General features: G+C 74.5%; 22 protein-coding genes. 10 read left to right on the top strand and 12 right to left on the bottom strand.

The genetic code is table 11. From position 1 onward, the window contains the following. Nucleotides 1-24 precede the first annotated feature (24 nt). Nucleotides 25-957 carry a LysR family transcriptional regulator gene (locus tag AC4H2G_RS08420; RefSeq protein WP_494365297.1) on the bottom strand — a complete coding sequence of 311 codons (933 nt, stop codon included), beginning with the start codon at nt 955-957 and terminating at the stop codon, nt 25-27. A 69-nt stretch (nt 958-1026) separates the two neighbouring features. Here AC4H2G_RS08420 and AC4H2G_RS08425 point away from each other — a divergent pair, with 69 nt between their 5' ends. Together AC4H2G_RS08425 and AC4H2G_RS08430 are read left to right on the top strand one after the other, a co-directional pair. Beyond that, nucleotides 1027-2133 (top strand): YeiH family protein, encoded by a 1107-nt coding sequence (locus AC4H2G_RS08425; RefSeq protein ID WP_494365298.1) that lies wholly within the window; start codon nt 1027-1029, stop codon nt 2131-2133. A 238-nt stretch (nt 2134-2371) separates the two neighbouring features. Then, nucleotides 2372-5380, top strand: a complete 3009-nt coding sequence (locus AC4H2G_RS08430; RefSeq protein WP_494365299.1) for a glycoside hydrolase family 9 protein — start codon at nt 2372-2374, stop codon at nt 5378-5380. A 24-nt stretch (nt 5381-5404) separates the two neighbouring features. Here AC4H2G_RS08430 and AC4H2G_RS08435 read toward each other — a convergent pair whose 3' ends face one another. Genes AC4H2G_RS08435 through pdxR form a run of 3 tightly spaced genes read right to left on the bottom strand, consistent with a single transcriptional unit; the run spans nt 5405 to nt 9162 of the window. Next, a complete protein-coding gene (locus tag AC4H2G_RS08435; RefSeq protein WP_494365300.1) occupies nt 5405-6208 on the bottom strand; it encodes an HAD family hydrolase in 804 nt (267 codons plus the stop codon). After that, entirely contained in the window at nt 6205-7701 is a 1497-nt protein-coding gene (gltX, locus tag AC4H2G_RS08440) for a glutamate--tRNA ligase (RefSeq protein ID WP_494365301.1), read from the bottom strand. Before gltX ends, AC4H2G_RS08435 begins: the two co-directional genes overlap by 4 nt. A gap of 21 nt (nt 7702-7722) precedes the next feature. Then, on the bottom strand, nt 7723-9162 hold the full coding sequence (gene pdxR / locus AC4H2G_RS08445) for a MocR-like pyridoxine biosynthesis transcription factor PdxR (protein WP_494365302.1): 1440 nt from the start codon (nt 9160-9162) through the stop codon (nt 7723-7725). Between the two features lie 47 nt (nt 9163-9209). Between pdxR and AC4H2G_RS08450 the strand changes: the two genes are divergently transcribed. Further along, a complete protein-coding gene (locus AC4H2G_RS08450; protein WP_494365303.1) occupies nt 9210-9761 on the top strand; it encodes a carboxymuconolactone decarboxylase family protein in 552 nt (183 codons plus the stop codon). A 47-nt stretch (nt 9762-9808) separates the two neighbouring features. Here the strand turns inward: AC4H2G_RS08450 and AC4H2G_RS08455 are convergent, their stop codons facing one another. Together AC4H2G_RS08455 and AC4H2G_RS08460 are read right to left on the bottom strand one after the other, a co-directional pair. Next, nucleotides 9809-10591, bottom strand: a complete 783-nt coding sequence (locus AC4H2G_RS08455; RefSeq protein ID WP_494365304.1) for a fumarylacetoacetate hydrolase family protein — start codon at nt 10589-10591, stop codon at nt 9809-9811. A gap of 38 nt (nt 10592-10629) precedes the next feature. Further along, a complete protein-coding gene (locus tag AC4H2G_RS08460) occupies nt 10630-11523 on the bottom strand; it encodes a methyltransferase domain-containing protein (RefSeq protein WP_494365305.1) in 894 nt (297 codons plus the stop codon). A gap of 122 nt (nt 11524-11645) precedes the next feature. On the opposite strand from AC4H2G_RS08460, the gene AC4H2G_RS08465 reads away from it, so the two are divergent. The 3 genes from AC4H2G_RS08465 to AC4H2G_RS08475 all read left to right on the top strand — a co-directional run bounded on the left by AC4H2G_RS08465 (nt 11646) and on the right by AC4H2G_RS08475 (nt 14348). Further along, entirely contained in the window at nt 11646-12839 is a 1194-nt protein-coding gene (locus AC4H2G_RS08465; RefSeq protein WP_494365306.1) for a heparan-alpha-glucosaminide N-acetyltransferase domain-containing protein, read from the top strand. A gap of 9 nt (nt 12840-12848) precedes the next feature. Then, nucleotides 12849-13904, top strand: coding sequence for an aldo/keto reductase (locus tag AC4H2G_RS08470; RefSeq protein WP_494365307.1), 1056 nt, complete (start codon nt 12849-12851; stop codon nt 13902-13904). Between the two features lie 63 nt (nt 13905-13967). Next, on the top strand, nt 13968-14348 hold the full coding sequence (locus tag AC4H2G_RS08475; protein WP_494365308.1) for an MmcQ/YjbR family DNA-binding protein: 381 nt from the start codon (nt 13968-13970) through the stop codon (nt 14346-14348). A 154-nt stretch (nt 14349-14502) separates the two neighbouring features. Here the strand turns inward: AC4H2G_RS08475 and AC4H2G_RS08480 are convergent, their stop codons facing one another. Next, nucleotides 14503-15471, bottom strand: a complete 969-nt coding sequence (locus tag AC4H2G_RS08480) for a DUF4190 domain-containing protein (protein WP_494365309.1) — start codon at nt 15469-15471, stop codon at nt 14503-14505. A 310-nt stretch (nt 15472-15781) separates the two neighbouring features. On the opposite strand from AC4H2G_RS08480, the gene AC4H2G_RS08485 reads away from it, so the two are divergent. Then, on the top strand, nt 15782-16681 hold the full coding sequence (locus tag AC4H2G_RS08485) for a 3-methyladenine DNA glycosylase (RefSeq protein ID WP_494365380.1): 900 nt from the start codon (nt 15782-15784) through the stop codon (nt 16679-16681). Here the strand turns inward: AC4H2G_RS08485 and AC4H2G_RS08490 are convergent. Further along, nucleotides 16659-17132, bottom strand: a complete 474-nt coding sequence (locus tag AC4H2G_RS08490; RefSeq protein WP_494365310.1) for a peptidoglycan-binding domain-containing protein — start codon at nt 17130-17132, stop codon at nt 16659-16661. The two genes, AC4H2G_RS08485 and AC4H2G_RS08490, sit on opposite strands and share 23 nt — an antisense overlap. Before the next feature lie 128 nt (nt 17133-17260). Between AC4H2G_RS08490 and AC4H2G_RS08495 the strand changes: the two genes are divergently transcribed. Continuing rightward, the gene (locus AC4H2G_RS08495) at nt 17261-18079 is read left to right on the top strand and encodes a phosphotransferase (protein ID WP_494365311.1); all 819 of its coding nucleotides are present in this window, start codon (nt 17261-17263) and stop codon (nt 18077-18079) included. 44 nt (nt 18080-18123) lie between these two features. Here the strand turns inward: AC4H2G_RS08495 and AC4H2G_RS08500 are convergent, their stop codons facing one another. Then, the gene (locus AC4H2G_RS08500; RefSeq protein WP_494365312.1) at nt 18124-18717 is read right to left on the bottom strand and encodes a YdeI/OmpD-associated family protein; all 594 of its coding nucleotides are present in this window, start codon (nt 18715-18717) and stop codon (nt 18124-18126) included. Between the two features lie 97 nt (nt 18718-18814). Here AC4H2G_RS08500 and AC4H2G_RS08505 point away from each other — a divergent pair, with 97 nt between their 5' ends. Beyond that, nucleotides 18815-21520, top strand: a complete 2706-nt coding sequence (locus AC4H2G_RS08505) for a DEAD/DEAH box helicase (RefSeq protein WP_494365313.1) — start codon at nt 18815-18817, stop codon at nt 21518-21520. Between the two features lie 11 nt (nt 21521-21531). On the opposite strand, the gene AC4H2G_RS08510 is transcribed toward AC4H2G_RS08505, so the two are convergent. From AC4H2G_RS08510 to AC4H2G_RS08520, 3 genes are all read right to left on the bottom strand, one after another. Then, nucleotides 21532-21942, bottom strand: a complete 411-nt coding sequence (locus AC4H2G_RS08510) for a carboxymuconolactone decarboxylase family protein (protein WP_494365314.1) — start codon at nt 21940-21942, stop codon at nt 21532-21534. 128 nt (nt 21943-22070) lie between these two features. Then, nucleotides 22071-23030, bottom strand: a complete 960-nt coding sequence (locus tag AC4H2G_RS08515; protein WP_494365315.1) for a GNAT family N-acetyltransferase — start codon at nt 23028-23030, stop codon at nt 22071-22073. A gap of 122 nt (nt 23031-23152) precedes the next feature. Beyond that, nucleotides 23153-23785 (bottom strand): GNAT family N-acetyltransferase, encoded by a 633-nt coding sequence (locus tag AC4H2G_RS08520; protein WP_494365316.1) that lies wholly within the window; start codon nt 23783-23785, stop codon nt 23153-23155. Nucleotides 23786-23856: 71 nt separating this feature from the next. Between AC4H2G_RS08520 and ybaK the strand changes: the two genes are divergently transcribed. Further along, a complete protein-coding gene (gene ybaK / locus AC4H2G_RS08525) occupies nt 23857-24360 on the top strand; it encodes a Cys-tRNA(Pro) deacylase (protein ID WP_494365317.1) in 504 nt (167 codons plus the stop codon). The last annotated feature ends 34 nt before the right edge of the window (nt 24361-24394 follow it).

Below are 24394 nucleotides of genomic sequence, written 5' to 3' on the forward strand. Positions count from 1 at the left end.
TGGGCACCCGCTTGCCCCGGGACGTCAGCCGACCGTGGCGTTCGCCGCCGCGGCGATGCGCCGGGCACCGGACGACAGCGCCGTGCCGTCCTTCCAGACCATCCGCAGGCGCCGTCCCAGCTCGAGCCCCGGGACGGCGAGCCGGACGAGCGCGCCCCGGGCGACGTCGTCGGCCACGGCGAGGCTCGAGAGCACGGCGACCGCGCCGCCGTGCTGCACGGCGGTCTTGAGGGCGGAGGTCGACCCGAGGTACGGGAGGTGGTCGGGGAGGCGCTCGCCGAGGGTGGCGAGACCGCGCTCGAGCGTCTCGCGGGTCCCGGAGCCGCTCTCGCGGACCACGAGCCCGCCGGAGAGCAGCTCGTCGACGCGCAGGGCGCTGCGGCGCGCCCAGCGGTGGCCGGGGCCGACGACGACCACGAGCTCGTCGTGCGCGACGGTGCGGCTGCGCAGCCCGCGGCGCAGGGTCGCGCTCTCGACGAAGCCGAGCTCGACGTCGCCCGCGAGGACGAGGTTCGTCACCTCCGTCGAGTTGCGCACGACGAGCTCGACGTCCGGGGCGTCTCGTGCCGACCGTGACGGCTCCGTGAGCGCCAGCCGGGCGAGCCACCGCGGCGCCAGGTACTCCGCGACGGTGAGGCTCGCCGCGACCCGCACGCGCTCGGCGGGCTGCTCGCGCAGCGACGCGACGGAGGTCTCGAACCGGTCGGACGCGTCGATCACCTCGCGCGCCCACGCCGCGGTGGCGCGTCCGGTCTCGGTGAGGCGGGCGCCGCGCGTCGTGCGCTCGAGAAGCTCCAGCCCGAGCCTGCGCTCGAGCGCCCGCAGGCCGGCCGACGCCGTCGGCTGCGCGACGCCCAGCGCGCGGGCGGCGGCGCTGATCGACCCGTGCGAGTCCGTCGCGACGAGGAGCTCGAGCGCGCCGAGCGGGGTGCGGTGGTCGCGCGGCGTCGGAGCCATAGGTCCATCCTATAGGTGGGTGTGGAGATCGGCCTTCCGGCGAGACGCCGCGAGCGACAGCCTGGGAGCATGACCACCACCCGACCGTCGACCGAGCCCACCCGGCACGACGTGCACCGGGCGCCGACCGCCCCGCGTCGCGCCGTGCGCGCCCTCGCACCAGGCCTCGCCGTCGTGGCCGCCGCCACCGCGGTCGTGCTGGTGGGCTCCCGGCTCGTCCCGACGGTCTCGCCGCTCGTCGTCGCGCTCGTGCTGGGTGCCGTGGTGGGCTCCGTCGTGCTCGGGCGGGCTCGTCGTCCGCGGACCGTGGCCCGGCTCGCAGGACTGCGCCCGGGCGTCGCGTGGACGACGTCGACGGTCCTGCGGACGGGCGTCGTCCTGCTCGGCCTCCAGCTGTCCGTCCCGGAGGTCCTCGCCCTCGGGTGGCGCGGGCTCGTCGTCGTGACGACGACGCTCGCCGTGACGTTCGCGGGCACGCTCGCGCTCGGCCGGCTGCTGCGCGTCCCCCGCGCCACCTCGCTGCTCGTCGCCACCGGGTTCTCGATCTGCGGCGCGGCGGCGATCTCGGCGATGCAAGGGGTCGTCGCGCGGCCGGGGCGCACTCCCGCTCAGGTCCGCGAGGACGACGACGCCGTCGCCACCGCGCTCGCGCTCGTCACGGTCTACGGCACCCTCGCGATCGTCGCGCTGCCCTGGCTCGCGGGGCTCCTGCGCCTCGACGACGCACAGACCGGGCTGTGGATCGGCGCGAGCGTGCAGGAGGTCGCCCAGGTCGTCACCGCCGCGGGCACGGTGTCGGCTGCCGCGCTCGCGACGGCGACGGTCGCGAAGCTCGCGCGCGTCGCGCTGCTCGCGCCGATCGTGACCGGGGCAGGGCTGGTCGCGGCCCGCCGGGGCGCACCGGGCGGCCGGACGCGGGTCGTGCCCGTCCCGTGGTTCGTCGTCGGGTTCCTCGTGACGGTGGCGCTGCGCAGCTCGGGCGTCGTGCCGCAGGAGGTGCTCGACGCCGGGTCTGCGCTGATGACGGTCGCCTTCGTCGCGGCGATGTTCGCGCTCGGCCTCGGCGTCGACGTGCCGCGCCTCGTGCGCACCGGGCGGCGCGCGCTCGTCCTCGGCGGGCTGTCGGCCCTCCTCGTCACGACGACGGCCCTCGCCGGGGTCCTGCTGCTCGCCTGACCCGGCCATCCGCCCGTCGACCGGCCGCACGCCCGGCCGCCCAGCCGTCCGTCTGGCCGCCGAGACGTGATCTTCCGCCCCGGTTCGGGGCAGATCAGGGGCGGGAGGTCACTTCTCGGCGGCTACGGGGCGTGCTAGGTTCGAGGAACGCGATCCGGTGGGAGCGCTTCCACTTCGTTTCATCTTCACAGCGCTCCCGCCCCGCGAGTCTCGTCACCGTCGACGAAAGGACTCCCCCGTGCGCCGCACGCGATCTCTCGCTCTCGCCGCCACCGCAGCCCTGCTCCTTCCCCTTGCCGCCCCGGCAGCGGCCGACGTCGTCGACGGTGACTTCGACGACGGCGGCGGCGCCTGGTGGTCCACGCCGGACGTCGCCACCACGGTCACCGACGGCGCGCTGTGCGCCGACGTCCCCGCCGGCGGCGACCCGTGGACCCACATCGTCGGCCAGGGCGGTGTCGAGCTACCCGCCGGCGAGTGGGCGCTGACGTTCACCACCACCGGCGACGGGCCGGTGCGCGCGAACGTCGCGCAGGACTACGCCCCGTACGACGCGTACGGCACGCTCGCGCTCGCTCCGGGCGCGGCCACCGGCACGCACACGCTGACGTTCGACGTCGCGGCCGACGAGCCGCAGGCCCAGGTCGCCTTCCAGCTCGGCGGGCACGACACCGCGTGGACGTTCTGCCTCGACGACGTCTCGCTGGTCCCCGCCGGGACGGAGCACCTCCCGCGCACCGACTTCGCGGACGGCAGCGACCCCTGGTGGTACTCCCGCTCGACCGGGATCGACACGTCCTCCGGCGCGGCGTGCGTCGACGTCCCCGGCGGCGTCGGCACCTACGACGCGATCCTCGGCGTCAACGACCTCGAGCTGCCGGCCGGCGACTACGTCGCGCGGTACAGGGGCACGGGCGACGGGCCGGTGCGGGCCGTCGTCGGTCTCCAGGTGGACCCGTACACCGCGTACGGCGAGGCGTCGGGGGCGAGCGGCGAGCTCGCGTTCACCCTCCCCGGTCCGGACGACGGCGGCGCGGAGACCTACCCGCAGACGCAGATGGCGTTCCAGCTCGGCGGCGCGAGCGAGGCGTGGACGTTCTGCCTCGAGACGGTGTCGCTCGTCTCGGGTGCGAGCCTGCCGCCCTACGAGCCGGACACCGGGCCGCGCGTGCGCGTCAACCAGGTCGGCTACCTCGCCGACGGGCCGCAGCACGCGACGCTCGTGACCGACGCCGTCGACCCCGTCGCCTGGGAGGTCCGGGCCGACGACGCGGTCGTCGCCTCGGGCGAGACCGCGCCGTCGGGCAACGACGCGGCGTCGGGCCAGGACGTGCACATGATCGACCTCGGCTCCCTGCCCGCGGGCACCTACACGCTCGTCGCCGACGGCGAGACGTCCCACCCGTTCGACGTCGGCACCACGGCCTACGACGCGCTGCGGTACGACGCGCTCGACTACTTCTACCTCGCCCGCTCGGGCACCGAGATCGACGCGGCCCTCGTCGGCGAGGAGTACGCGCGGCCCGCCGGGCACGTCTCCTCCCCCGCAGACGGCGCGACCAACAAGGGCGACCTCGACGTCCCGTGCCAGCCCGCGGACGACCCGGTGCAGCCGTACGAGGAGCCGTGGACGTGCGACTACACGCTGGACGTCGTCGGCGGCTGGTACGACGCCGGTGACCACGGCAAGTACGTCGTCAACGGCGGCATCGCGACGGCGCAGCTCCTCGCGACGTACGAGCGCTCCCTGCACGCCGCGACCCGCGACGCGGGCGCCCTCGCCGACGGGACGCTCGCGATCCCCGAGAGCGCGAACGGCGTCCCCGACGTGCTCGACGAGGCGCGCTGGGAGCTGGAGTTCCTGCGGTCGATGATGGTCCCCGACGGCGAGCCGCTCGCCGGCATGGTCCACCACAAGGTGCACGACAAGGGCTGGACCGGTCTGCCGCTGCTGCCGCACGAGGACCCGCAGACGCGCTACCTGCACCGCCCGTCCACCGCGGCGACGCTCAACCTCGCCGCGACCGCGGCGCAGGGCGCGCGCCTGTTCGCGGCGCACGACGCGGCGTACGCGGACGCGCTGCTGGGCGACGCCCGCACCGCCTGGAAGGCAGCGCTCGCCACCCCGGACCTCTACGCGCCCGCGGCCGACGGCGCCGACGGCGGCGGTCCCTACGACGACGCCGACGTCTCCGACGAGTTCTTCTGGGCGGCCGTGGAGCTGTACCTGACGACCGGTGAGCGCGCGTTCGGCGACTCCGTGCACGCCCACCTCGACGACGTCACCGACACGATCGGGCGCGGCGGGTTCAGCTGGGGCCAGGTCGGGCCGCTCGGGCTCATCGACCTCGCGACGGTGCCGAACGCGCACCGTGACCGCGAAGCGGCCCGCGACGTCGTGCTCGACGGCGCGGACACGATCCTCGCGGTCCAGCAGGGCGGCCCGTGGGGAGCCGCGTACGCGGGCGAGGAGGACGGCACCTACGTGTGGGGCTCGAACAGCTCGGTCCTCAACGCGCAGGTGGTGCTCGGCACGGCCTTCGACCTCACGGGCGACGTCGCGTACCGGGACGCCGTGATCGAGTCGGCGGACTACCTGCTCGGGCGGAACGCGCTCAACCTGTCGTACGTGACGGGCTACGGCGAGACCTTCGCGCAGAACCAGCACTCGCGCTGGTTCGCCGCGCAGCTCAACCCGGAGCTGCCGCACCCGCCCGCCGGGTCGGTCGCCGGCGGTCCGAACTCCGACACGCCCACGTGGGACCCGACGATGCAGGGTCTCTTCCCCGACGGCTGCGCGCCGCAGACGTGCTACGTGGACGACATCAGCTCCTGGGCGAGCAACGAGATCACCGTCAACTGGAACTCGGCGCTCACGTGGGTCGCGTCGTTCCTCGCGGACCAGGGGCAGGGCGAGGTCGTCGCGCCGACGTGCGAGGTGTCGTACACCGAGCACGGGTCGTGGCGCGGCGGGTTCGTCTCCCAGCTCTGGCTGCGCTCGACCGACGGCCCGCTGGACTGGTCGGAGCTCACGTGGTCGTGGGTCGGCGACCAGCGCGTCACACGCCTCGCGTGGGGCGGCGGATGGTCGCAGGACGGCGAGACCGTCACCGCGACGTCGCTGCCCTGGAACGCACGGACGAAGAAGGCGACGGTCGGGTTCATCGGCGACCCGGGGTCGTTCGCGTCGCCGCAGCCCGAGCAGTTCTGGCTCGACGGCGCGCCGTGCCGGACGGTCAGCCGGTAGCCGCCGGCGGCCCGGGCCGGGCGCTCAGCGCGTGGGTGCGTGCACCGCGAGCGCCGTAGGCAGCTCCGCCAGCCCGTGCACCACCACGACGCCCGACGCGCGGGCCGCAGCCGGATCCTCCGGGTGCGGCCCGCCGCGGCGGGTCCCGGGCCGGTCGAGCCAGACGCCGACGAGCCCGGCCGCGAGCGCCGCGCGGGCGTCGACGTCGAGCTCGTCGCCCACGTACGCGGTGCGCGCCGGGTCGGTGCCGAGCCGACGGCACGCCTCGGCGAACACGCGCGGGTCGGGCTTGCCGAAGCCGAGCGTGTCGACGCCGACGAGCAGGGGGACGTCGGGCAGCCCGGCGGCGGCGAGCTTGCGGGTCTGGAGCTCGACGCGCGCGTTGGACAGCGAGCCCACGCGGATCCCGGATTCGGTCAGCGCGTCGACCACGGGCCGGGCGTCGTCGAACCCGGTCCACGACGCCTCGAACGTGCCCCAGAAGAGGTCCTTCCAGTCCACGTACGCGGCGTCGTCGAGGAGACGGCCGCCGAACGTCGCCTGGAGCTCGTTCGCGCGCATCATGCGCTGCGCGTCGAAGTCGATCTCGCCGCGCGTGTAGGCCCGGTAGTGCTGGTTCGGGTCGGCGCGCCAGAGCGCGAGGACCTCGTCGTACCGGTCCTCGGGGAGGTGCGGCAGCCAGACCCGGGACGCCGCGGCGATCGCCGCCGAGAACGCGGCCATCGTGTCGACGAGCGTGTCGTCCACGTCGAACAGGACGCCGTCCAGCGCCCGGCCCGGCGCCCCCACGGCCGTGCCGCCACCGACCGGCACGGGCAGACCGCTCACAGGGCGGCCCGCAGGCTCGCGAGGCGCGCGAGCGTCGAGGCCTTGCCGAGCAGCTCCATCGACTCGAACAGCGGCGGCGAGACGCGGCGGCCGCTGACGGCGACGCGCAGCGGCGTGAACGCGAGCCGCGGCTTGATGCCGAGACCCTCGACGATCGCGGCGTTCAGCGCCGCCTGGATCGGCTCGGCGGTGAAGTCGTCGACGCCCTGGAGGGCGGCGACGGCCGCGTCGAGCACCTGGGGTGCGGTCTCCTTGAGCGCGGAGCGCGCGTCGTCCTCGATCGCGAGCGCGTCGTCGGTCGTGAAGAGGAAGCCGAGCATCCCGACGGACTCGCCGAGGAGCACCATGCGCTCCTGGACGAGGGGCGCCGACGCGGTGAGGAGCTCCTGCTGGCGCTGCTCCAGGTCGGCGAACGAGTCGGCGGGGACGAGGCCACCTGCGTGCAGGTACGGCACGAGGCGGTCGCGGAAGTCCTCGGGCGCGAGCATCCGGACGTGCGTCGCGTTGATGGCCTCGGCCTTCTTGAGGTCGAAGCGCGCCGGGTTGGGCAGCACGTCGTGGACGTCGAACGCCGCGACCATCTCGTCGACCGAGAAGATGTCGTTGTCCGGCGAGATGGACCAGCCGAGCAGCGCGAGGTAGTTGAGCAGCCCCTCGGGCGTGAAGCCGCGCTCGCGGTGCAGGAAGAGGTTCGACTCGGGGTCGCGCTTGGAGAGCTTCTTGTTGCCCTCGCCCATGACGTAGGGCAGGTGGCCGAACTCGGGCATCACCTGCGCGACGCCGATCTCGAGCAGCGCCCGGTACAGCGCGATCTGGCGCGGGGTCGAGGACAGCAGGTCCTCGCCACGCAGCACGTGAGTGATGCCCATGAGCGCGTCGTCGACCGGGTTCACGAGCGTGTACAGCGGCTGGCCGTTGGCGCGCACGAGCGCGTAGTCGGGCACCGAGCCTGCCTTGAACGTGATCTCCCCGCGGACCAGGTCCGTGAACGTGATGTCCTCGTCCGGCATTCGCAGGCGCAGCACGGGCTCGCGACCCTCGGCGCGGAACACCGCCTTCTGCTCGTCCGTGAGCGTGCGGTCGAAGTTGTCGTACCCCTTGGTCTTGATTCCCGCGGCGGCGTTGCGCGCGTCGGACTCCTCCGGGGTCGAGAACGACTCGTACACGTAGCCGCCCTCGACGAGGCGTCGGATCACGTCCTGGTACAGGTCCGCGCGCTGCGACTGCCGGTACGGCGCGTGCGGGCCGCCGACCTCCACGCCCTCGTCCCAGTCGAGGCCGAGCCAGCGCAGCGCGTCGAGGAGCTGCTGGTAGCTCTCCTCGCTGTCCCGCGCGGCGTCGGTGTCCTCGATGCGGAACACGAACGTGCCGCCCACGTGCCGCGCGTACGCCCAGTTGAACAGCGCGGTGCGGATCAGCCCGACGTGCGGCGTCCCGGTCGGGGACGGGCAGAAGCGGACACGGACGGGCGAGGAACCAGGTGCGGGGATCACGGGGACCAGGGTAGTCGGGTCTCAGTCGCGCAGGGCGGCGACCAGGCGCGCCACCGCCGTCTCGAAGGACCCGTCGGTGGGGGCGCCGAAGCCGACGACGATCCCCGGAGCCCCGGTGCGCCCGAACCCGTGCTCGGCGAGCGTGACGAGCTCGAGCCCCGCGCGGTCTGCGCGCCCGACGACGGCGTCGGGGTCGGCGCCGTCGGCGAGGGAGACGAGCACGTGCACCCCGGCGGGCACTCCCCCGACCCGGACGGCGCCGTCACGCACGAGCGGCGAGAGCGCGTCGACGAAGACGTCGCGACGCCGGCGGTAGCGCGTCCGCGCAGCACGGACCACGCGGTCGTACGCGTGCGTGCGCACGAGGTGCGCGAACGCGAGCTGGGTGACGACGTCGGTCCGCAGGTCCGCGTACCGCTTCGCCTCGACGACGGCGTCGAGCAGGTGCGGCGGGACCACCAGCCACCCGAGCCGGACGGCGGAGCCCAGCGCCTTCGACACGCTACCGGCGTGGACCACGACGTCCGGGGCAAGGCCCTGCAGGGCGCCGACCGGGCGCCGGTCGTAACGCAGCTCGCCGTCGTAGTCGTCCTCCAGGACGCACCCGCCGCGCTCCCGCGCCCAGGTGACGAGCTCGTGCCGGCGGTCCGCCCCGAGGACGACCCCCGTGGGGTACTGGTGGGCCGGCGTGACGACGACGGCCCCGGCGCGGTCCCCGAGCAGGTCCGCTCGCGCACCGGCCTCGTCGACGGGCAGCGGCACGGGACGCAGCCCGCGGCGCCGCACGACCTCACGGTGGAAGGGCATCCCCGGGTCCTCCATCGCGACGTCGTGCACGCCCGCCTCGCGCCACACGTCCGCGAGGAGGGCGAGCGACTGGGCGTAGCCGGTGGTGACGACGACGTGGTCCGGGTCGGTCACGACGCCGCGCGTGCGCGCGAGGTACGCCACGAGGTCCGCGCGCAGGTCGGGCCGCCCGCGCGGGTCCCCCAGCCCGAGCGACGTCGGTGCCGCGGCCCGCAGCGCGTCCCGGACCGCCCGCGCCCACAGGCTCGACGGGAACGCGCTCGCATCCGGGACGCCCGGGACGAGCCGGAGCCGGGAGGGTCCTGCGAGGTGGGCGTCCGAGCGGGACGGGGCGGCGTCGGGCGCACGGCGCGGGACACCGGGCGGGACATCGGGCGGGACGACGGCGGCGGGCCGGCGGGCCGCGACGCGTGTCCCCGATCCCGTGCGAGCCTCGAGATAGCCCTCCGCCACGAGCTGGTCGTACGCGCTCGTCACGGTCCCGCGCGCGACGCCGAGGTCCGCGGCGAGCGCACGCGTCGAGGGCAGGCGCGACCCCGGGGCGAGCCGACCGCTGCGCACCGCGGCGCGCAGCGCGTCCTCCAGCGCCGCCCGGCGTGGCATGGAGCCCAGCTCGACGAGCAGGTCCGGCGAAGCGGACCACGAATCCGTCACGGGAATGGACCTTACCGATGGTCCACCGCGCTGCCTACCGTCGTGGCATGACGACGACCGAGACCTTCACCGACCAGACCGGCCAGACCGGCCCCACGGCACCGACCGACCCGGAGACGTCCGCCCCGACGCCGGACCACCGGCCGACCGTCCCCCAGCCTGCCCGCCTCGACGTCGACGCCCACGCCGCCGACCAGGCGGGCGCCATGCTCGCGCTCGAACGTGCCACGACCTGGTCCACGACCCTCGAGCGCGGCCTCCTCGAGCTCGTGCGCCTGCGCGTCTCGCAGGTCAACGGCTGCATCTACTGCGTCGACCTGCACGGCCGGGAGGCGCAGCGGCTGGGCGAGGACGTGCGACGGCTGCTCGCCCTGCCGGTGTGGCGCGAGAGCTCGGCGTTCACGGCCCGTGAGCGTGCCGCGCTCGCGCTCGCCGAGGCGGCGACGCGGGTCTCGCAGGGTCCCGTGCCCGAGGAGGTCGTGACCGAGGCGGTCGCGGAGCTGGGCGAGCGCGAGGTCGCGGAGCTCCTGTGGGCCGTCGCGGCCGTCACGGCGTGGAACGTCGTCGGGGCGACGCTGCGCCCGTGGGCCGTGTCCTGAGCCGCCGTGCGGCTCGGCCACGCGGGCCGAGCCGCACGGGACGTGCTTCAGCCCCGGCGGACGACCGGGTTGCTCAGGACGCCGATGCCCTCGACCTCGCAGTCGACGCGGTCGCCGACGTCGATGAGGCCGACGCCCGCGGGCGTGCCCGTGAGGATGACGTCGCCCGGCAGGAGCGTCATGGCCTCGGAGACGTACGACACGAGGAACGGGATGTCGAAGACCATGTCGCTCGTGCGGCCGTCCTGCTTGACCTCGCCGTTCACGCGGCTGCGGACGCCGACGTCTTCCGGATCGAGGTCGGTGTCGATCCACGGACCGAGCGGGCACGACGAGTCGAAGCCCTTGGCCCGGGCCCACTGCCCGTCGGTGCGCTGCGCGTCGCGGGCCGTCACGTCGTTGGCGACCGTGTACCCCAGCACGTAGGCCGACGCGGCCTCCGGCGTGACGTCCTTGGCGAGCCGGCCGATGACGACGGCGAGCTCGGCCTCGTACGAGACCTCCTGCGAGAAGTCGGGCAGGACGATCGGGTCGTCCGGCCCGACGACCGACGTGTTCGGCTTGAGGAACAGCAGCGGGCTGGACGGGACGTCGTTGCCCATCTCCTTCGCATGGTCCGCGTAGTTGCGCCCCACCGCGACGATCTTCGAGCGCGGGATGACCGGTGCCAGGAGGCGCACGCCGTCGCCGAGCTCGACCCGCTCGCCCGTCGGCGTGACGGGCATGTAGAGAGGGTCGCCCGTGAGGACCGCGAGGTACGTGCGGTCCCCGTCCTGCTGGACGAGGGCGTAGCGGGGGTCGTCTCCGGTGGTGAATCTCGCGATGCGCACCGACCCAGGCTATCCGGCCCGCGCCGTCGCGCTCGGCGTCACACCCGCGCGAGCACCTCGCCGTTGAGCACGGCGAACCAGCCCGCGGGCTCCTCGGCCCACCGCAGCCAGTCCTGCGCGAGCTGCTCGAGCGCGACGTCGTCCGCGAGCGCCGACTCCTGCGCCTGGACGGCGAAGTTGGACGCGACGCAGCGCTCGGCCCACAGCCCTCCCCACCAGGTGCGGTCCTCGGGGGTCGCGTAGCACCACGTGCTCGCCGACGGGACGATGCCCGCGACGTCGAACCCGGCGTCCTGGACCCACGCGAAGAGGCGGCGCCCGGCGTCGGCCTCGTACCCGTAGGCGTGCGTGACCTCGTGGTAGAGCGTGTTCCACTCCGTGAGCCCGGGGGAATCGGGGTACCAGGTCATGGCGGCGTAGTCGGCGTCGCGCACGGCCACGAGGCCGCCGGGCTTCGCGACCCGCTTCATCTCGCGCAGCGCGGCGACCGGGTCGGACAGGTGCTGCAGGAGCTGGTGGGCGTAGACGACGTCGAACGTGCCGTCGGCGAACGGCAGCTCGTAGGCGTTGGCCTGCTGGAACGAGATGTTCGCGGTGCCGCGCTGCGCGGCGAGCTCTCGCGCGCTGTCGAGCACGGTGGCCGACGCGTCCACGCCGACGACCCGCCCGCCCGCCACGCGCTCGGCGAGATCCACGGTGACCGTCGCCGGGCCGCAGCCGACGTCGAGGACGCTCATGCCCTCACTCAGGTGCGGCAGGAGGAAGCCCGCGGAGTTCTCCGCGGTGCGCCAACGGTGCGAGCGCAGCACGGACTCGTGGTGGCCGTGCGTGTAGGACTCGGACTCCTTGGAGGGGTTGGAGCCGGCAGCCCCGGTGGGGGCGTCGCCGCGGGGATCGGTGGCGTCGGCTCCGCTGAGAGGGGTTTCCGTCATACCCGCACGGTAGGCCGGACCTCGGGCCTTCTCGACCCCGTTCTCACACTCTGGGCGCCGACTTCGCGAGAAGGGCGCGGCGGGCGTCGCGCACGGAGCCCCGGCATCGGACAATCACCCCCATGACTGCCGTCGCCGCCCCCGGCCTCGCCCGCCGGCACGCCGACCTGCTGCTCGGGGGTCCGGGTCGGGTCACCGGTGTCGACGTCGCGCGCGGGCTCGCCGTGCTGGGCATGTTCACGGCGCACGTCGGGTTCACGTCGGCCGACGCCGGTGGTGTCGCCGCGTTCCTCGAGATCTCGCACGGCCGGTCGTCGATCCTCTTCGCGCTCGTCGCGGGGGTGTCGCTCGCGATCGTCTCGGGCGGACGGACGCCGTTCACCGGCCTGCCCCTGCTCCAGGCGCGCACGCGCATCCTCGTCCGGGCGGTCCTGCTCCTCGCCCTCGTCGGACTGCTCGACCTCCTCGGCACCCGCGTGCTGCTCATTCTCGGCTTCTACGCCGCGTACTTCGTCCTGGCCCTGCCGTTCCTGCGCTGGTCGCCCGGCCGGCTCGCGGTCCTCGCGGGAGTGATCGCGCTCGTCGGTCCCGTGCTCGCGTACTACGGCCCGGAGGTCCTCGCGCGGGCCGGGCTGCACCTGCCCGAGGACGGGTCGGGCGCCTTCACCGACTTCCTCCTCTCCGGCCACTACCCCGCGATCGTGTGGATGGCCTACGTGTTCGCGGGGCTCGCGATCGGCCGGCTCGACCTGACGTCGACGCCCGTGCGCCTGCTGCTCGTCACGGGCGGCCTGCTCGCGACGGCGATCGGGTACGGGGTGTCCTCGGCGGTCGTCGGCCCGCTCGGCGGTCCGCAGGCGGTGGAGGACGCCGCGGCGGCCTGGTCGAGCGACCTGCGGCCCGCACCCCTCACCTGGTCGGACCCGTGGCCCACGTCCGCGTACCTGTGGCTGGCCGGCCCGCACACCGACACCCTGCCCGAGGTCGTCGGCTCCGGCGGGTTCGCCGTCGCGGTGCTCGGCCTGTGCCTGTTCGTGGGGCGCGTCGGGCGGTGGGTGCTCGCGCCCGTCGCCGCCGTGGGAGCGATGGCGCTCAGCGTCTACTCGGCCCAGATCGTCGTCCTGTGGTTCTGGGGTGACATCGCCTACGAGCAGACGACGAACGGGCCGCTGCTCGTCCTCGTGCTCGCGACTCTCGCCGCGGCGACGGCGTGGCGCTGGGTGTTCGGCCGCGGTCCGCTCGAGCGGCTCTTCGCGGCGGTGGCAGCGCGGGCGTCGGCCCTCGTCCCCCGCTCGCGGCCGGACGACGCGTCGTAGGGTCGGCGCATGACGACCCAGGGACCGACCGACCAGCCCGTCTCGGCGCCGGGACCGGGCACACCGGACGCTCCGGACGCGGCGGGGCACCCCGAGCTGCGCCGCCTCGGCCGGTCGGGGCTGGCCGTGTCGGCCGTCGGGCTGGGCTGCAACAACCTGGGGCGCCCGAACGCGGCGACGACGACGTACGAGGGCAGCCGCGACGTCGTGCACGCCGCCCTGGACACGGGGATCACGTTCTTCGACACCGCGGACACCTACGGGGCCGTGCCGGGGCGCAGCGAGGAGTTCCTCGGCCGCGCCCTCGGCGCGCGCCGCGACGACGTCGTGGTCGCGACGAAGTTCGGCATGTCGATGCGCGGCGCGGCGGGCGACGACCACGACGCGCGCGGCTCGCGGCGGTACGTCGTGCGCGCCGTCGAGGGCTCCCTGCGCCGCCTCGGCACCGACTACATCGACCTCTACCAGTTCCACACGCCCGACCCGCTCACGCCGATCGACGAGACGCTCGCCGCGCTCGACGACCTCGTGCGCGCGGGCAAGGTGCTCTACGTCGGCCACTCCAACCGGGCCGGGTGGCAGATCGCCGAGGCCGAGCTCACGGCGCGCGCCGCCGGGACGGTGCGCTTCGTCTCGGCGCAGAACCAGTACAACCTCGTCGACCGTGCGGCCGAGCTCGAGGTGCTGCCCGCTGCGCAGGCCTACGGGCTGGGCGTGCTGCCGTACTTCCCGCTCGCCAACGGGCTGCTCACGGGCAAGTACGCGCACGGCGCCCGGCCCGACGACGGCCGCCTGGTGCGCTCCAAGCCGCACCTGCTCGAGTCCGCGCCGTGGGAGGCGCTGGCACGCCTGCGCGCGTTCTGCAAGGTCCGCGGCCTCACGGAGGTCCAGGTGGCGTTCGGCTGGCTGCTCTCCCGCCCGCAGGTGTCGAGCGTCATCGCCGGCGCGACGACGCCGGAGCAGGTGCGGCAGAACGCCGCCGCCGGTGCGTGGGCGCCGACCGCGGACGAGCTCGCCGAGCTGGACGACATCTTCCCTCCCGCCGCGAAGATCGCCCCGTTCTGACGATCGCCCCGTTCTGACCCGTCGGGGGTACCGCCCGCACCGGTGCGGGCCTACCGTGGGTGGATGGCCACGTGGGAGGACGTCGACCGCATCGCCGCGGTCCTGCCGGACACCGCGCAGGGCGAGCCGCACCAGTGGCGCGTCCACGGGAAGGCGTTCGTCTGGGAACGTCCCCTGCGCCCGAAGGACCGCACCGAGCTGGGCGACGAAGCACCCGACGCCGCTCCGCTGGCGTTCTGGGTGTCCGACGAGGGCGAGAAGCAGGCGCTGCTCGGAGACGACCCGGCGGCGTTCCTCACGACCTCGCACTTCGACGGCTACGCGATCGTCCTCGCCCGGCTCGACCGGATCCCGGTCCCGGAGCTCGAGGAGCTCGTGCAGGACGCGTGGCTCGCGCGCGCGCCGAAGCGGCTCGCGGCGCAGTACCTCGCGGCATCGGAGTGATCGCGGCAGCCGGGTGAGCGCGCCCGACGGGTGAGCGCGCCGGACGGGTGATCGCGCCGGACGGATCGCCGCCGGAGCGACCGTCGGCGGGAGTTCCGCAGACGACGACGGCCCACCCGGAACCCGGGCAGGCCGTCGTGAAACGCAGGGCCGGTCAGTACTGGCTGACCGACGACACCTCGAACGTCGCGGTCTTCATGGCCTCGAGGTTCTCGGCGTCGATGAAGTCGAAGACCTCGACCGTCGCGGACGCACCCGGCTCGAGCCTCTCGGTGAAGGCGAAGTCGGACTCGATGACGGTGCCGTCCGCCGCGACGGCGTCGATGTCGAGGTCGTACATCACGGCCTCGTCCGCGTTGTTCGTCAGCGTGACGGGCAGCGACGACTCGACCCAGCCGTACTCGTCCGCGGTGCCCTCGAACGCGCCGAACTCCACCCCGAGGTCGTTCGCGAGGATGTCGTCCGTCGCGTCGCCCGACAGGTTGTCGAGGTCCTGCTGCGTCTCCGTCTCGATCTCCGAGAGCGTCTGCTCGTACTCCGACGTCACCGACTCCGCCCAGCCGACGAGCAGGTAGTACGTGAGGATCGTCCCGACGATCGCGAGCGCGCCGACGATGATCGCCGAGAGAGCGAACCCCTTGCCCGTCTTGCCCTTCTTCACCTGGGTGAGCCCGACGATGCCGAGCACGAGGCCCGCGAGACCGAGGATCGCAGCGAAGATGTTCAGGCCGGGGATCCAGCAGCCGAGCAGGCCGACGATCGCGAGGACGAAGCCCGTGATCGCGAGAGTGTTCGTCGACGACGGCGCGGGCGGCCCGTAGCCCGGGTACCCGCCGTAGGGGGCGCCGTAGGGCGGCTGCTGCGTCGGGTCCGGCGTGCCGTAGCCCTGAGTGCCGTAGGCCTGCTGCGACGGGTCCCCCGCGCCGTACGGCGCGGCGTAGGGCTGCTGGGCCGCCTGCTCCAGCTGGCTGGCGGGAGCGCCCCAGGCCGCGGACTGCTCGGGCGCGCCGTACGGGGCGCCCGACGGCGCGGGCGGCGCGTACGCGTCCGGTGAGGGCGAGCCGCCGGGCTGGTACGGGTCGTACGGGTAGGGGTCGGGGGAGCCGGCGGGCGGCTGCGTCATGATGCTCCTTCGCGGTCTCGCCGCGTGCTTCGGGTGGGGTGCTGGGCGTTCACGGGCTTTCGGGGGCCTTCACGGCTGCCCACGGGCCTTCACAGCACGTTCACACCCATTCTGTCGGCATCGGTGCCCGAGGACCCAATCGTCCACAGGGTGATCTCTGCCGTGGCCTCACCCCGTGACCTCGCGCGCTGTGGGGCGGCGCCCGGCCCCGCCACGGGCTCGGCCGACGCTCTCGTACCCTGGGGTGGTGCCCACCACCGACCTCGACACGCCGCCGACCGCGCCGCCGCGCGCCGTCGTGCCCGGGGACGTGGTGCCCGGGGACGTGGTGCCCGCGGAGGTGTGGCACGAGACCGAGCGACGGCACGCCGAGCGGGCCGACGCGTTCACCGCGGGCTGGCGCCGCCGCAAGGCGCTCGGCGAGAAGCACGCGATCGAGGACTTCCTCTTCACGTACTACCCGACGCGGCCGGCCCAGCTCCGCCGCTGGCACCCGGGCGCCGGCGTCGTCCTCGCGGAACCGGGCGAGCGCGCCGCCTGGCGCTGGTACCGCCCGACGCCGGACGGCGTGACCCTCGACGTCCCGGCCTACCTCGCCGAGCGCGGCGACACCGTCCGGTACGTCGTCGCGCTGCTCGGAGCGACGGCGTCGCGCCCCGGGCGCTTCGGCTGCTTCGGCCTGCACGAGTGGGCCATGGTCTACCGCGACCAGGCGTCCGGTCGCGACCACCGCCACCCGCTCCCCCTGCGGCTCGGCCACGAGGGCACCGACGCCGTGGTCGCGTCGCACCCCGTGCAGTGCACGCACTTCGACGCGTTCCGCTTCTTCACGCCCGACGCCGTGCCGCTCAACCGCCTGACACCGACGCGCGAGACCCAGCCCGCGCTCGAGCAGCCGGGCTGCCTGCACGCGACGATGGACCTGTACAAGTGGGCCCTGAAGCTCGGCCCGGCGGTGCCGGGCGACCTCCTGCTCGACACGTTCGAGCTCGCGCGGGACGTGCGCGCCGTGGACATGCAGGCGTCGCCGTACGACGTCTCGTCCTACGGGCTCGCCCCGGTCGCGATCGAGACGCCCGAGGGCAAGGCCGAGTACGTGCGCCACCAGCGCGCCTTCGCCGAGCGCGGAGCGGCGCTGCGGGACCGTCTGCTCGCGGTGTGCGCGCCGCTCCTCGGGGACTTCGGGATCAGTGGGACAGCATCCCGCTGACGAGGCAGCGCCACGTGACGGGTCCGACGACGCCGTCGACGAGCACCTCGGGGAATCCCGCGTGCAGCGCGTCCTGGAACGCACGCACCCACGCCTCGGTGCGGGGACCGAACTGCCCGTCGACGACGAGCACCGGCTCCGGCCGTCCCGAGAGGTCGCGCGCGACGGCCTCGCGCTGGACCGCGCGCACCGCCTCGCCGACGCTCCCCCGGCGCACGACCACGACGAGCGCCGCCCACGTCGCGGGGCCCACGACCCCGTCGACGTCGAGGCCCTTCACCTCCTGGAACGCACGCACCGCTCGTTCGGTCAGCGGCCCGAGCACGCCGTCGACGACGAGGTCGTCGTGGCCTCGGTGCCGCAGCAGGTGCTGGACGGACTGGACAGGATGCCCGTTCGCGCCGCGCCGCACGCGCGGCCACGGCGGCAGTGTCGTGATGACCGTGGTCATGATCCTTCCTTCCGTGGTCGCGGACGCGGCGGTCGGTCCCGCCGGGAGGCGTCCGCGCCCCCGTCCGGAGAGAGGAGCCACCCCGGCGGCATGATGCGGCGCGCACGAGCCGTGCGAGGATCGCTCGCGTGACCCACCTCCCCGTCGCCGAGGTCCCGACCGGTCCCGTCACCGTCCCGGACGCGGTGCGCGCGCTCGCGGGCGGCGACGTCGTGACGCCCGCGTGGCGCAACCAGCTCGGCGGTCTGACGTTCCGCCTCGACCCCGTCGACGGGTCCGGGCCCGCGCGCTACGCCAAATGGGTGGCCGCCGGGACGCCCGAGCTCGACCTCGCCGCCGAGGCCGCGCGCCTCGCGTGGGCCGCCGGACGCATCGCGGTCCCCCGCGTCGTCGACCACGGCACGGACGCCGACGGCGACTGGCTCGTCACCGAGGCGCTCGCGGGCACGTCGGCGGTCGACGGCCGCTGGGTCGCCGAGCCCGCGACGGCCGCGCGCGCGATCGGTCGGGGGCTTCGCCTCCTGCACGACGCGCTGCCCGTCGACGAGTGCCCCTTCGACTGGGGGGTCGCGCTGCGCGTCGCGCAGGCCGACGCACGTCTCGCCGGGGGCAGCGGCCCGCACGAGTGGTTCCCCGAGCACCGCGGCCTCACCACCACCGCGGCACGGTCCCTGCTCGACGCACCGCCCGCCGTCGACCGCCTCGTCGTGTGCCACGGCGACGCGTGCGTGCCCAACACGCTCCTGCACGACGACGGCACGTTCGCCGCGCACGTCGACCTCGGCTCGCTCGGGGTCGCGGACCGCTGGGCCGACCTGGCCGTCGCCGCGTGGAGCACGGAGTGGAACTACGGCCCCGGGTACGACGGGCTCGTCTACGCGGGCTACGGCGTCGAGCCCGACGCCCAGCGCATCGCGTTCTACCGGCTGCTGTGGGACCTGAGCTGACCAGCTGAGCCATGGCGCGTGCTGCCGGTCCCCGCCGCGAGCGCCTAGCGTCGCGGCTGGTGCGCCGGGACGCCCTGCTCCGCCTGATCGGCCGTCTCGGTGATGCGGCGCTCGCGTGTCTCCGCGCGGCGCGCCTCGACGATCCACCCCAGGATCGCGCGCCGCGCACCGGGCGTGAAGGCGTCGAACCGCTCACGCGCCCGGGGCCGTTCCGCGAGCGCCGCCGCGAGGTCGTCCGGGACGACGAGCGCCTCGGCGTCGTCGTGGCGCGTCCAGGACCCGTCGGCCCTGGCCGCGTCGACGACGGCCCGGCCGGCGTCGGTCAGGCGGCCGTCGGCCTCGATGCGCGCGAGGCGCTCCTTGCTGAGCCGCGTCCACCGGCTGCCGGGCCGGCGTCGCGTGAACCACAGGGCGTGCCGGTCGGCGTCGACCGTCGACGCCTGCCCGTCGATCCAGCCGAACGACAGGGCCTCCTCGATCCACGGCTCGTACCCGAACGTCTCGTGGCCGCTCTCCCGGCGCCAGGTCACGAGCCACACGCCCGGGTCGGCGTCGTCGTGGTGCTCGGCGAGCCAGGCACGCCACGTCGCGGGCGTCTCGGCGTGGAATGCGGGCCGTCCGCGGTACTCGTCGGTCACGTGCGCCTCCGTCGTCGATGGAGGCACCAGCGTGCCCGGTGCCGCGCGGCGGCGCCAGGGTGGGCCGCGCCGTCGGACCACCTGACAGACTCTCCCTGTGACCACCACGACCGGCCGCACGCCCACGCTGCTCGCCCACGTCCCCGCGCCCACGGGGGGCGCCCCGGACCCGGACGCGCTGTACGAGGGCTTCACGACGTGGGCGACGGAGCAGGGCCTCGAGCTGTACCCGCACCAGAGCGAGGCGCTCATCGAGCTCGTGTCCGGGTCGCACGTCATCCTCGCGACGCCCACCGGCTCGGGGAAGTCGCTCGTCGCGATGGGCGCGCAGTTCGCCGCGCTCGCCGCGCACCGCTCGGGCCGCGGCGGCCGCACGTACTACACCGCTCCCCTCAAGGCGCTGGTCAGCGAGAAGTTCTTCGCGCTCGTCGCCGCGTTCGGGTCGAAGAACGTCGGCATGATGACGGGCGACTCGGCGGTGAACCCCGACGCCCCGATCATCTGCTGCACCGCCGAGATCCTCGCCAACCTCGCCCTGCGCCGCGGTGCGGGCTCCGACGGCCGTCCCGGCGCGGACGAGCACGCGATCTCGCAGGTCGTCATGGACGAGTTCCACTTCTACGCCGACCCGCAGCGCGGCTGGGCGTGGCAGGTGCCGCTGCTCGAGCTGACGGGCACCCAGTTCCTGCTCATGTCCGCGACCCTCGGGGACACCTCTCGTTTCGTCGAGGAGATCGAGGAGCGCACGGGACGGCCGGTCGCCGAGGTCACGACGGCCGAGCGCCCGGTCCCGCTGCACTTCTCCTACGTCGTCGAGCCGCTCACCGAGGTCATCGAGGAGCTCGTGACGACGCGCCGCTCGCCGGTGTACGTCGTGCACTTCACGCAGAAGGACGCGGTCGAGCGGGCCCAGTCGCTGCTGTCGATGAACGTCGCGTCGCGGGCCGAGAAGGACGCGATCGCGGCCGAGCTCGGCGACTTCCGCTTCGCGACGGGCTTCGGCAAGACGCTGAGCAAGTTCCTGCGGCACGGCGTCGGCGTGCACCACGCGGGCATGCTGCCCAAGTACCGCCGCCTCGTCGAGCGCCTCACGCAGTCGGGGCTGCTCAAGGTCGTGTGCGGCACGGACACGCTCGGCGTGGGCATCAACGTGCCCATCCGCACCGTGCTCCTCACCAGCCTCGTGAAGTTCGACGGCGAGCGCATGCGCCACCTCTCCGCACGCGAGTTCCACCAGATCGCGGGACGCGCGGGCCGCGCCGGCTACGACACCGTCGGCGAGGTGCTCGTCATGGCGCCCGAGCACGTGATCGAGAACCGCAAGATGCTCGCCAAGGCGGGCGACGACCCGAAGAAGCTCAAGAAGATCGTCCGCAAGAAGGCGCCGCAGGGGTCGGTCAACTGGACCGACGCGACGTTCGAGCGCCTGCGCGACGCCGACCCGGAGCCCCTGACGAGCCACTTCCGCGTGACGCACGCGATGGTCCTCAACGTCCTGGCGCGCTCGCAGCACGGCGAGGACCCGGTCGCCGCGATGGAGCACCTGCTCCTCGCGAACCACGACTCCGACTCCCAGCGCCGCGAGCACGTGCGCCAGACGTTCCGCGTCTACCGCTCGCTGCGCGTCGCCGGGATCGTCGAGCGCGTCCGCGTCCCGGACGCCTCGCGCCCGGCCGGGTACCGCCCGAGCGTGCGGCTGACGATCGACGTCCCGCGCGACTTCGCACTCAACCAGCCGCTCTCCCCGTTCGCGCTCGCGGCCCTGGACCTGCTGGACGTCGCGAGCCCGTCCCACGCGCTCGACGTCGTCTCCGTTATCGAGGCGACGCTCGACGACCCGCGCCAGGTGCTCTACGCGCAGCAGAACGCCGCGAAGGGCGAGGCGGTCGCCGCGATGAAGGCCGAGGGGTACGAGTACGAGGAGCGCATGGCGCTGCTCGAGGAGATCACCTGGCCGAAGCCGCTCGAGGAGCTGCTCGCGCCCGCGTTCGCGATGTACAAGCGGACGAACCCGTGGGTGGCCGACGCGGAGCTCTCTCCGAAGTCGGTCGTGCGCGACATGGTCGAGCGGGCCATGACGTTCGCCGAGTTCGTGTCGGTCTACGGTCTCGAGCGCACCGAGGGCGTCGTGCTGCGCTACCTCGCCGACGCCTACCGGGCGCTGCGCCAGGTGGTGCCCGACGAGCACCGCACGGAGGACGTGCACGAGATCGTCGAGTGGCTCGGCGAGCTCGTGCGCGGCACGGACTCGTCGCTGCTCGACGAGTGGGAGCGGCTCTCGCGGCCGGTCGACGACGACGCGGACGATCTCGTCGCCGACGGGCCGCTCTCGGGGAGCGGTGACGAGGCGCCCGCGCGGCCCGTCACGGGCAACCCGCGCGCGTTCCGCCGGCTCCTGCGCAACGCGATGTTCCGCCGCGTCGAGCTCGCCGCGCGCGAGGACTACCGGGCGCTCGCCGCGCTCGACGGCGCGAGCGGCTGGGACGCGGACGCCTGGGGCGACGCGCTCGACCCGCTGTTCGACGCCCAGGGCGACGACGCGGTCGGCATCGGTCCGAGCGCCCGCGCCGCCGCGCTGTTCCAGGTCGTCGAGGCGGGCGGCGAGCTGCCGCCCGGCCACGAGGGCCCGACGACGGAGCACGCCCCCGGCGGCGTCGTCCCGGCGGGCACGTGGCTGGTCCGGCAGGTGCTCGACGACCCGGCGGGCGACCACGACTGGGCGATCACGGCATCCGTCGACCTCCCGGCGAGCGACGAGGCCGGCGCACCCGTGATCACCGTGCTGGCGGTCGGCCCGCTGTAGAGGTTCGCCCCCTACACCTGCACGACGGGCAACAGCCCGCGGTCACCGAAGACCTTCTTCGCGACGGCCGTCGCGTTGAGTGCGCGCGGGAAGCCGCAGTGGACCGCCGACTGCAGGAGGGCCTCGACGATCTCGGGTGGCGTGAGCCCTGCGTCGAGGGCGGCGTTGACGTGGATCTCGAGCTGCGGCTCGCAGCCCCCGAGCGCGGTGAGCATCCCGAGCGTGACGAGCTGTCGATCCCTCGGCTCCAGGACCGGCCGGGCGTAGATCTCGCCGTAGGCCCAGGCCAAGACCTGGTGCTCGAGCTCGGGAGAGACGTCCGCGAGCGCGTCCATGCCCGCGGCCCCTGTCGGACCGCTGATCGCGTCGAACAGCGCCCTGCCCTGCTCGTAGCGCTCCTTGCGGGTCGTCGCCTCGTCCATGGTGCTCGCTCCTTCGTCCAGGTCCGTCAGGGGACGAGGAGGAACGGCACGGCCTGAGCCCGCCCGCGGCATCCCCCTGCATCACGTCGAGCAGGCTAGGCGGTGGACCGCACCTCCCGTCAAGGGCGTCACGCGGGCCGCGCACCGTCGTCGCGGCGACGGTCCCGCCGCTCGGGCAGGCGGCGGAACCCGGCGGACTCGTAGGTCGCGACGGCGGCGAGGTTGGAGCTCGGGGTCGCCACGACAGCGCTCGACGCGCCCAGCCCGCGGAGGGCGGCCGCTGCGGCGATCGTCACCGCCCGCCCGTAGCCGTGACCGCGATGGTCGCGGTGCACGCCCATCGGTTCGATCAGCCCGGGACGCCCGTGGCCGGCGGACCACACCGCCACGACCGCCACCGCTGTCCCGTTCGCCGACGCAGACACGGACGTCGATGCCGACGCCGGTGCCGATTCCGGTGCCGATGCCGGTGCCGGTGCCGGTGCCGGGCCGTCGTACGCGACGAGGCACCGCGCGTCGGCGAAGGGCAGCCCGGCCGCCATCGCGAACCAGCGCTCGTCCGTGGACGTCGCCCCGTCGAACGATGCGCGCAGCACCTCGGCCCACACGGACGCCCGGTCCGGACCCACGTCCTCGACCCGGATCCCGGGGTCCTCCACCGGCGCGGCGAGGTCGCGCCGCAGCACCGCCCACGGCTCGTCGGCACGCCAGCCGGCGGCGGCCAGGTGCTCGTCGACCAGCGCGCCGACGGGCACCTCGAGGGACGCCGCCCCTGCGGCCAGCACACCGCGCCCAGGGTGTGAGACGTCCTCGACGAGCCGCTCGGCCAGCGCGACGTCCCCCAGCGCGTCGGGTGCGATCGCCACGCGGAGCAGGTCCGGGCCGTCGAGCAGCCCGACGGCGACCACCCGCCCGTCCCGGCGCCACGTCCGGACGGCCTCGGCCGTCGCGTCGGCACCGAACCGCCAGAACCACCCGAGGTCACCGGGGTGCAGCTGGAACGGCGTCTCGTCGTCCTGCCACGACCGCAGGACGTCGTCCACCTCCCCGAGACCGTCGACGTCAGGGGTGCCCGTCTCGATCGTCATGGACCGATCACACACCAAGACGACGCCCGCCCGCGCCCTGATTTCCCGATCTGACGGGTACGGGGCGGCAACGGTGGTCTCGTGCCGTCCGCCCGCCCTCAGCGCCACCCTCGGCGCCGCGCTCAGCGCAGGTCGAGACGCATGACCCGGCGCCGCGTCGTCGGGCGCGCGACCTCCTCGAGGCCCGCGGCGCGGAACGCCTGGACGCTGCCCACGGAGTTCTCGCCCCACGTCACGGGCGCGCCGGACGGTTCGAGGATCGGGTAGCCCTCGATCGCCGCCGCGCCGCGCTCGCGCGCGAAGGCCACCGCCGCGCGCGCGAGGTCGTAGGTGAGCCCGAACCCGCGGAACCCGGCGCGGACGACGAAGCACGCGACCGCCCACACGTCGGGATCGTCCTTGTCCTGCTCGCCGCCCACGGGCCGGCCTTTCCACGGGACCGGGCTTCCCCGAAGGCGGCGGAAGGACGGACGCGGCCCGACGGCGACCCACCCCGCGGGCTCGCCGTCGAGGAACGCGACGAGACCGCTCGTCGCCGGCGCGTCGGGATCGCCGCAGCTCGTCTGCTCGTGCAGCAGCCGGGCGCGCTCCTCGGGCGGGGTCGCGTACCAGGCGCGATCACCGAGGACCTGCCGCTGGCACCAGCACACCGCCGGGTAGCCGCGGTCGCCGAACACGGCGGCGAGGTCGTCCCAGCTCGCCTCGTTCGCGGGGCGGACGTCGACGACGCCCGCGGGCACGGTCGCTCTCGTCACCCGGTCGACGCTACGCCGCGCCTCCCACGCCTGCGCGGCGGTCCCCAGCCGGGCTGAGGCAGAATCGGGCCGTGGCCAAGAAGTCGAAGTCGTCCGCGCACGCCAGGACGCCCGCCGTCGTGCTCCTGGAGCGCGAGGGCGTCGCGTACACGCTGCACCCGTACGAGCACGACCCGGCGAGCGACCTGTCCTACGGGATGGAGGCCGCGGCGGCGATCGGCGCGGCGCCCGAGCAGGTGTTCAAGACGCTGCTCGCGACGGTCGACGGCGGCTCGCTCGTCGTGGGGATCGTGCCCGTCGACCGCCAGCTCGACCTCAAGGCGCTCGCGCACGCCGCGGGAGGCAAGAAGGCGACGATGGCCGAGCCCGCGGCGGCCGAGCGCGCGACGGGGTACGTCGTGGGCGGCATCTCGCCGCTCGGGCAGAAGCAGCGCCACCGCACGGTGCTCGACGAGAGCGCGCTCGCGTTCGACGTCGTCTACGTCTCCGGCGGGCGGCGCGGCCTCGACGTCGGCCTCTCGCCCGCCGACCTGCTCCGCCTCACGAGCGGGACCGCGGCCCCGATCGCGAGATAGAACCCGCGGTCGCGAGGTAGAACGCCGCGAGTTC

This window comes from Cellulosimicrobium sp. BMG9.23 (genome assembly GCF_059159985.1).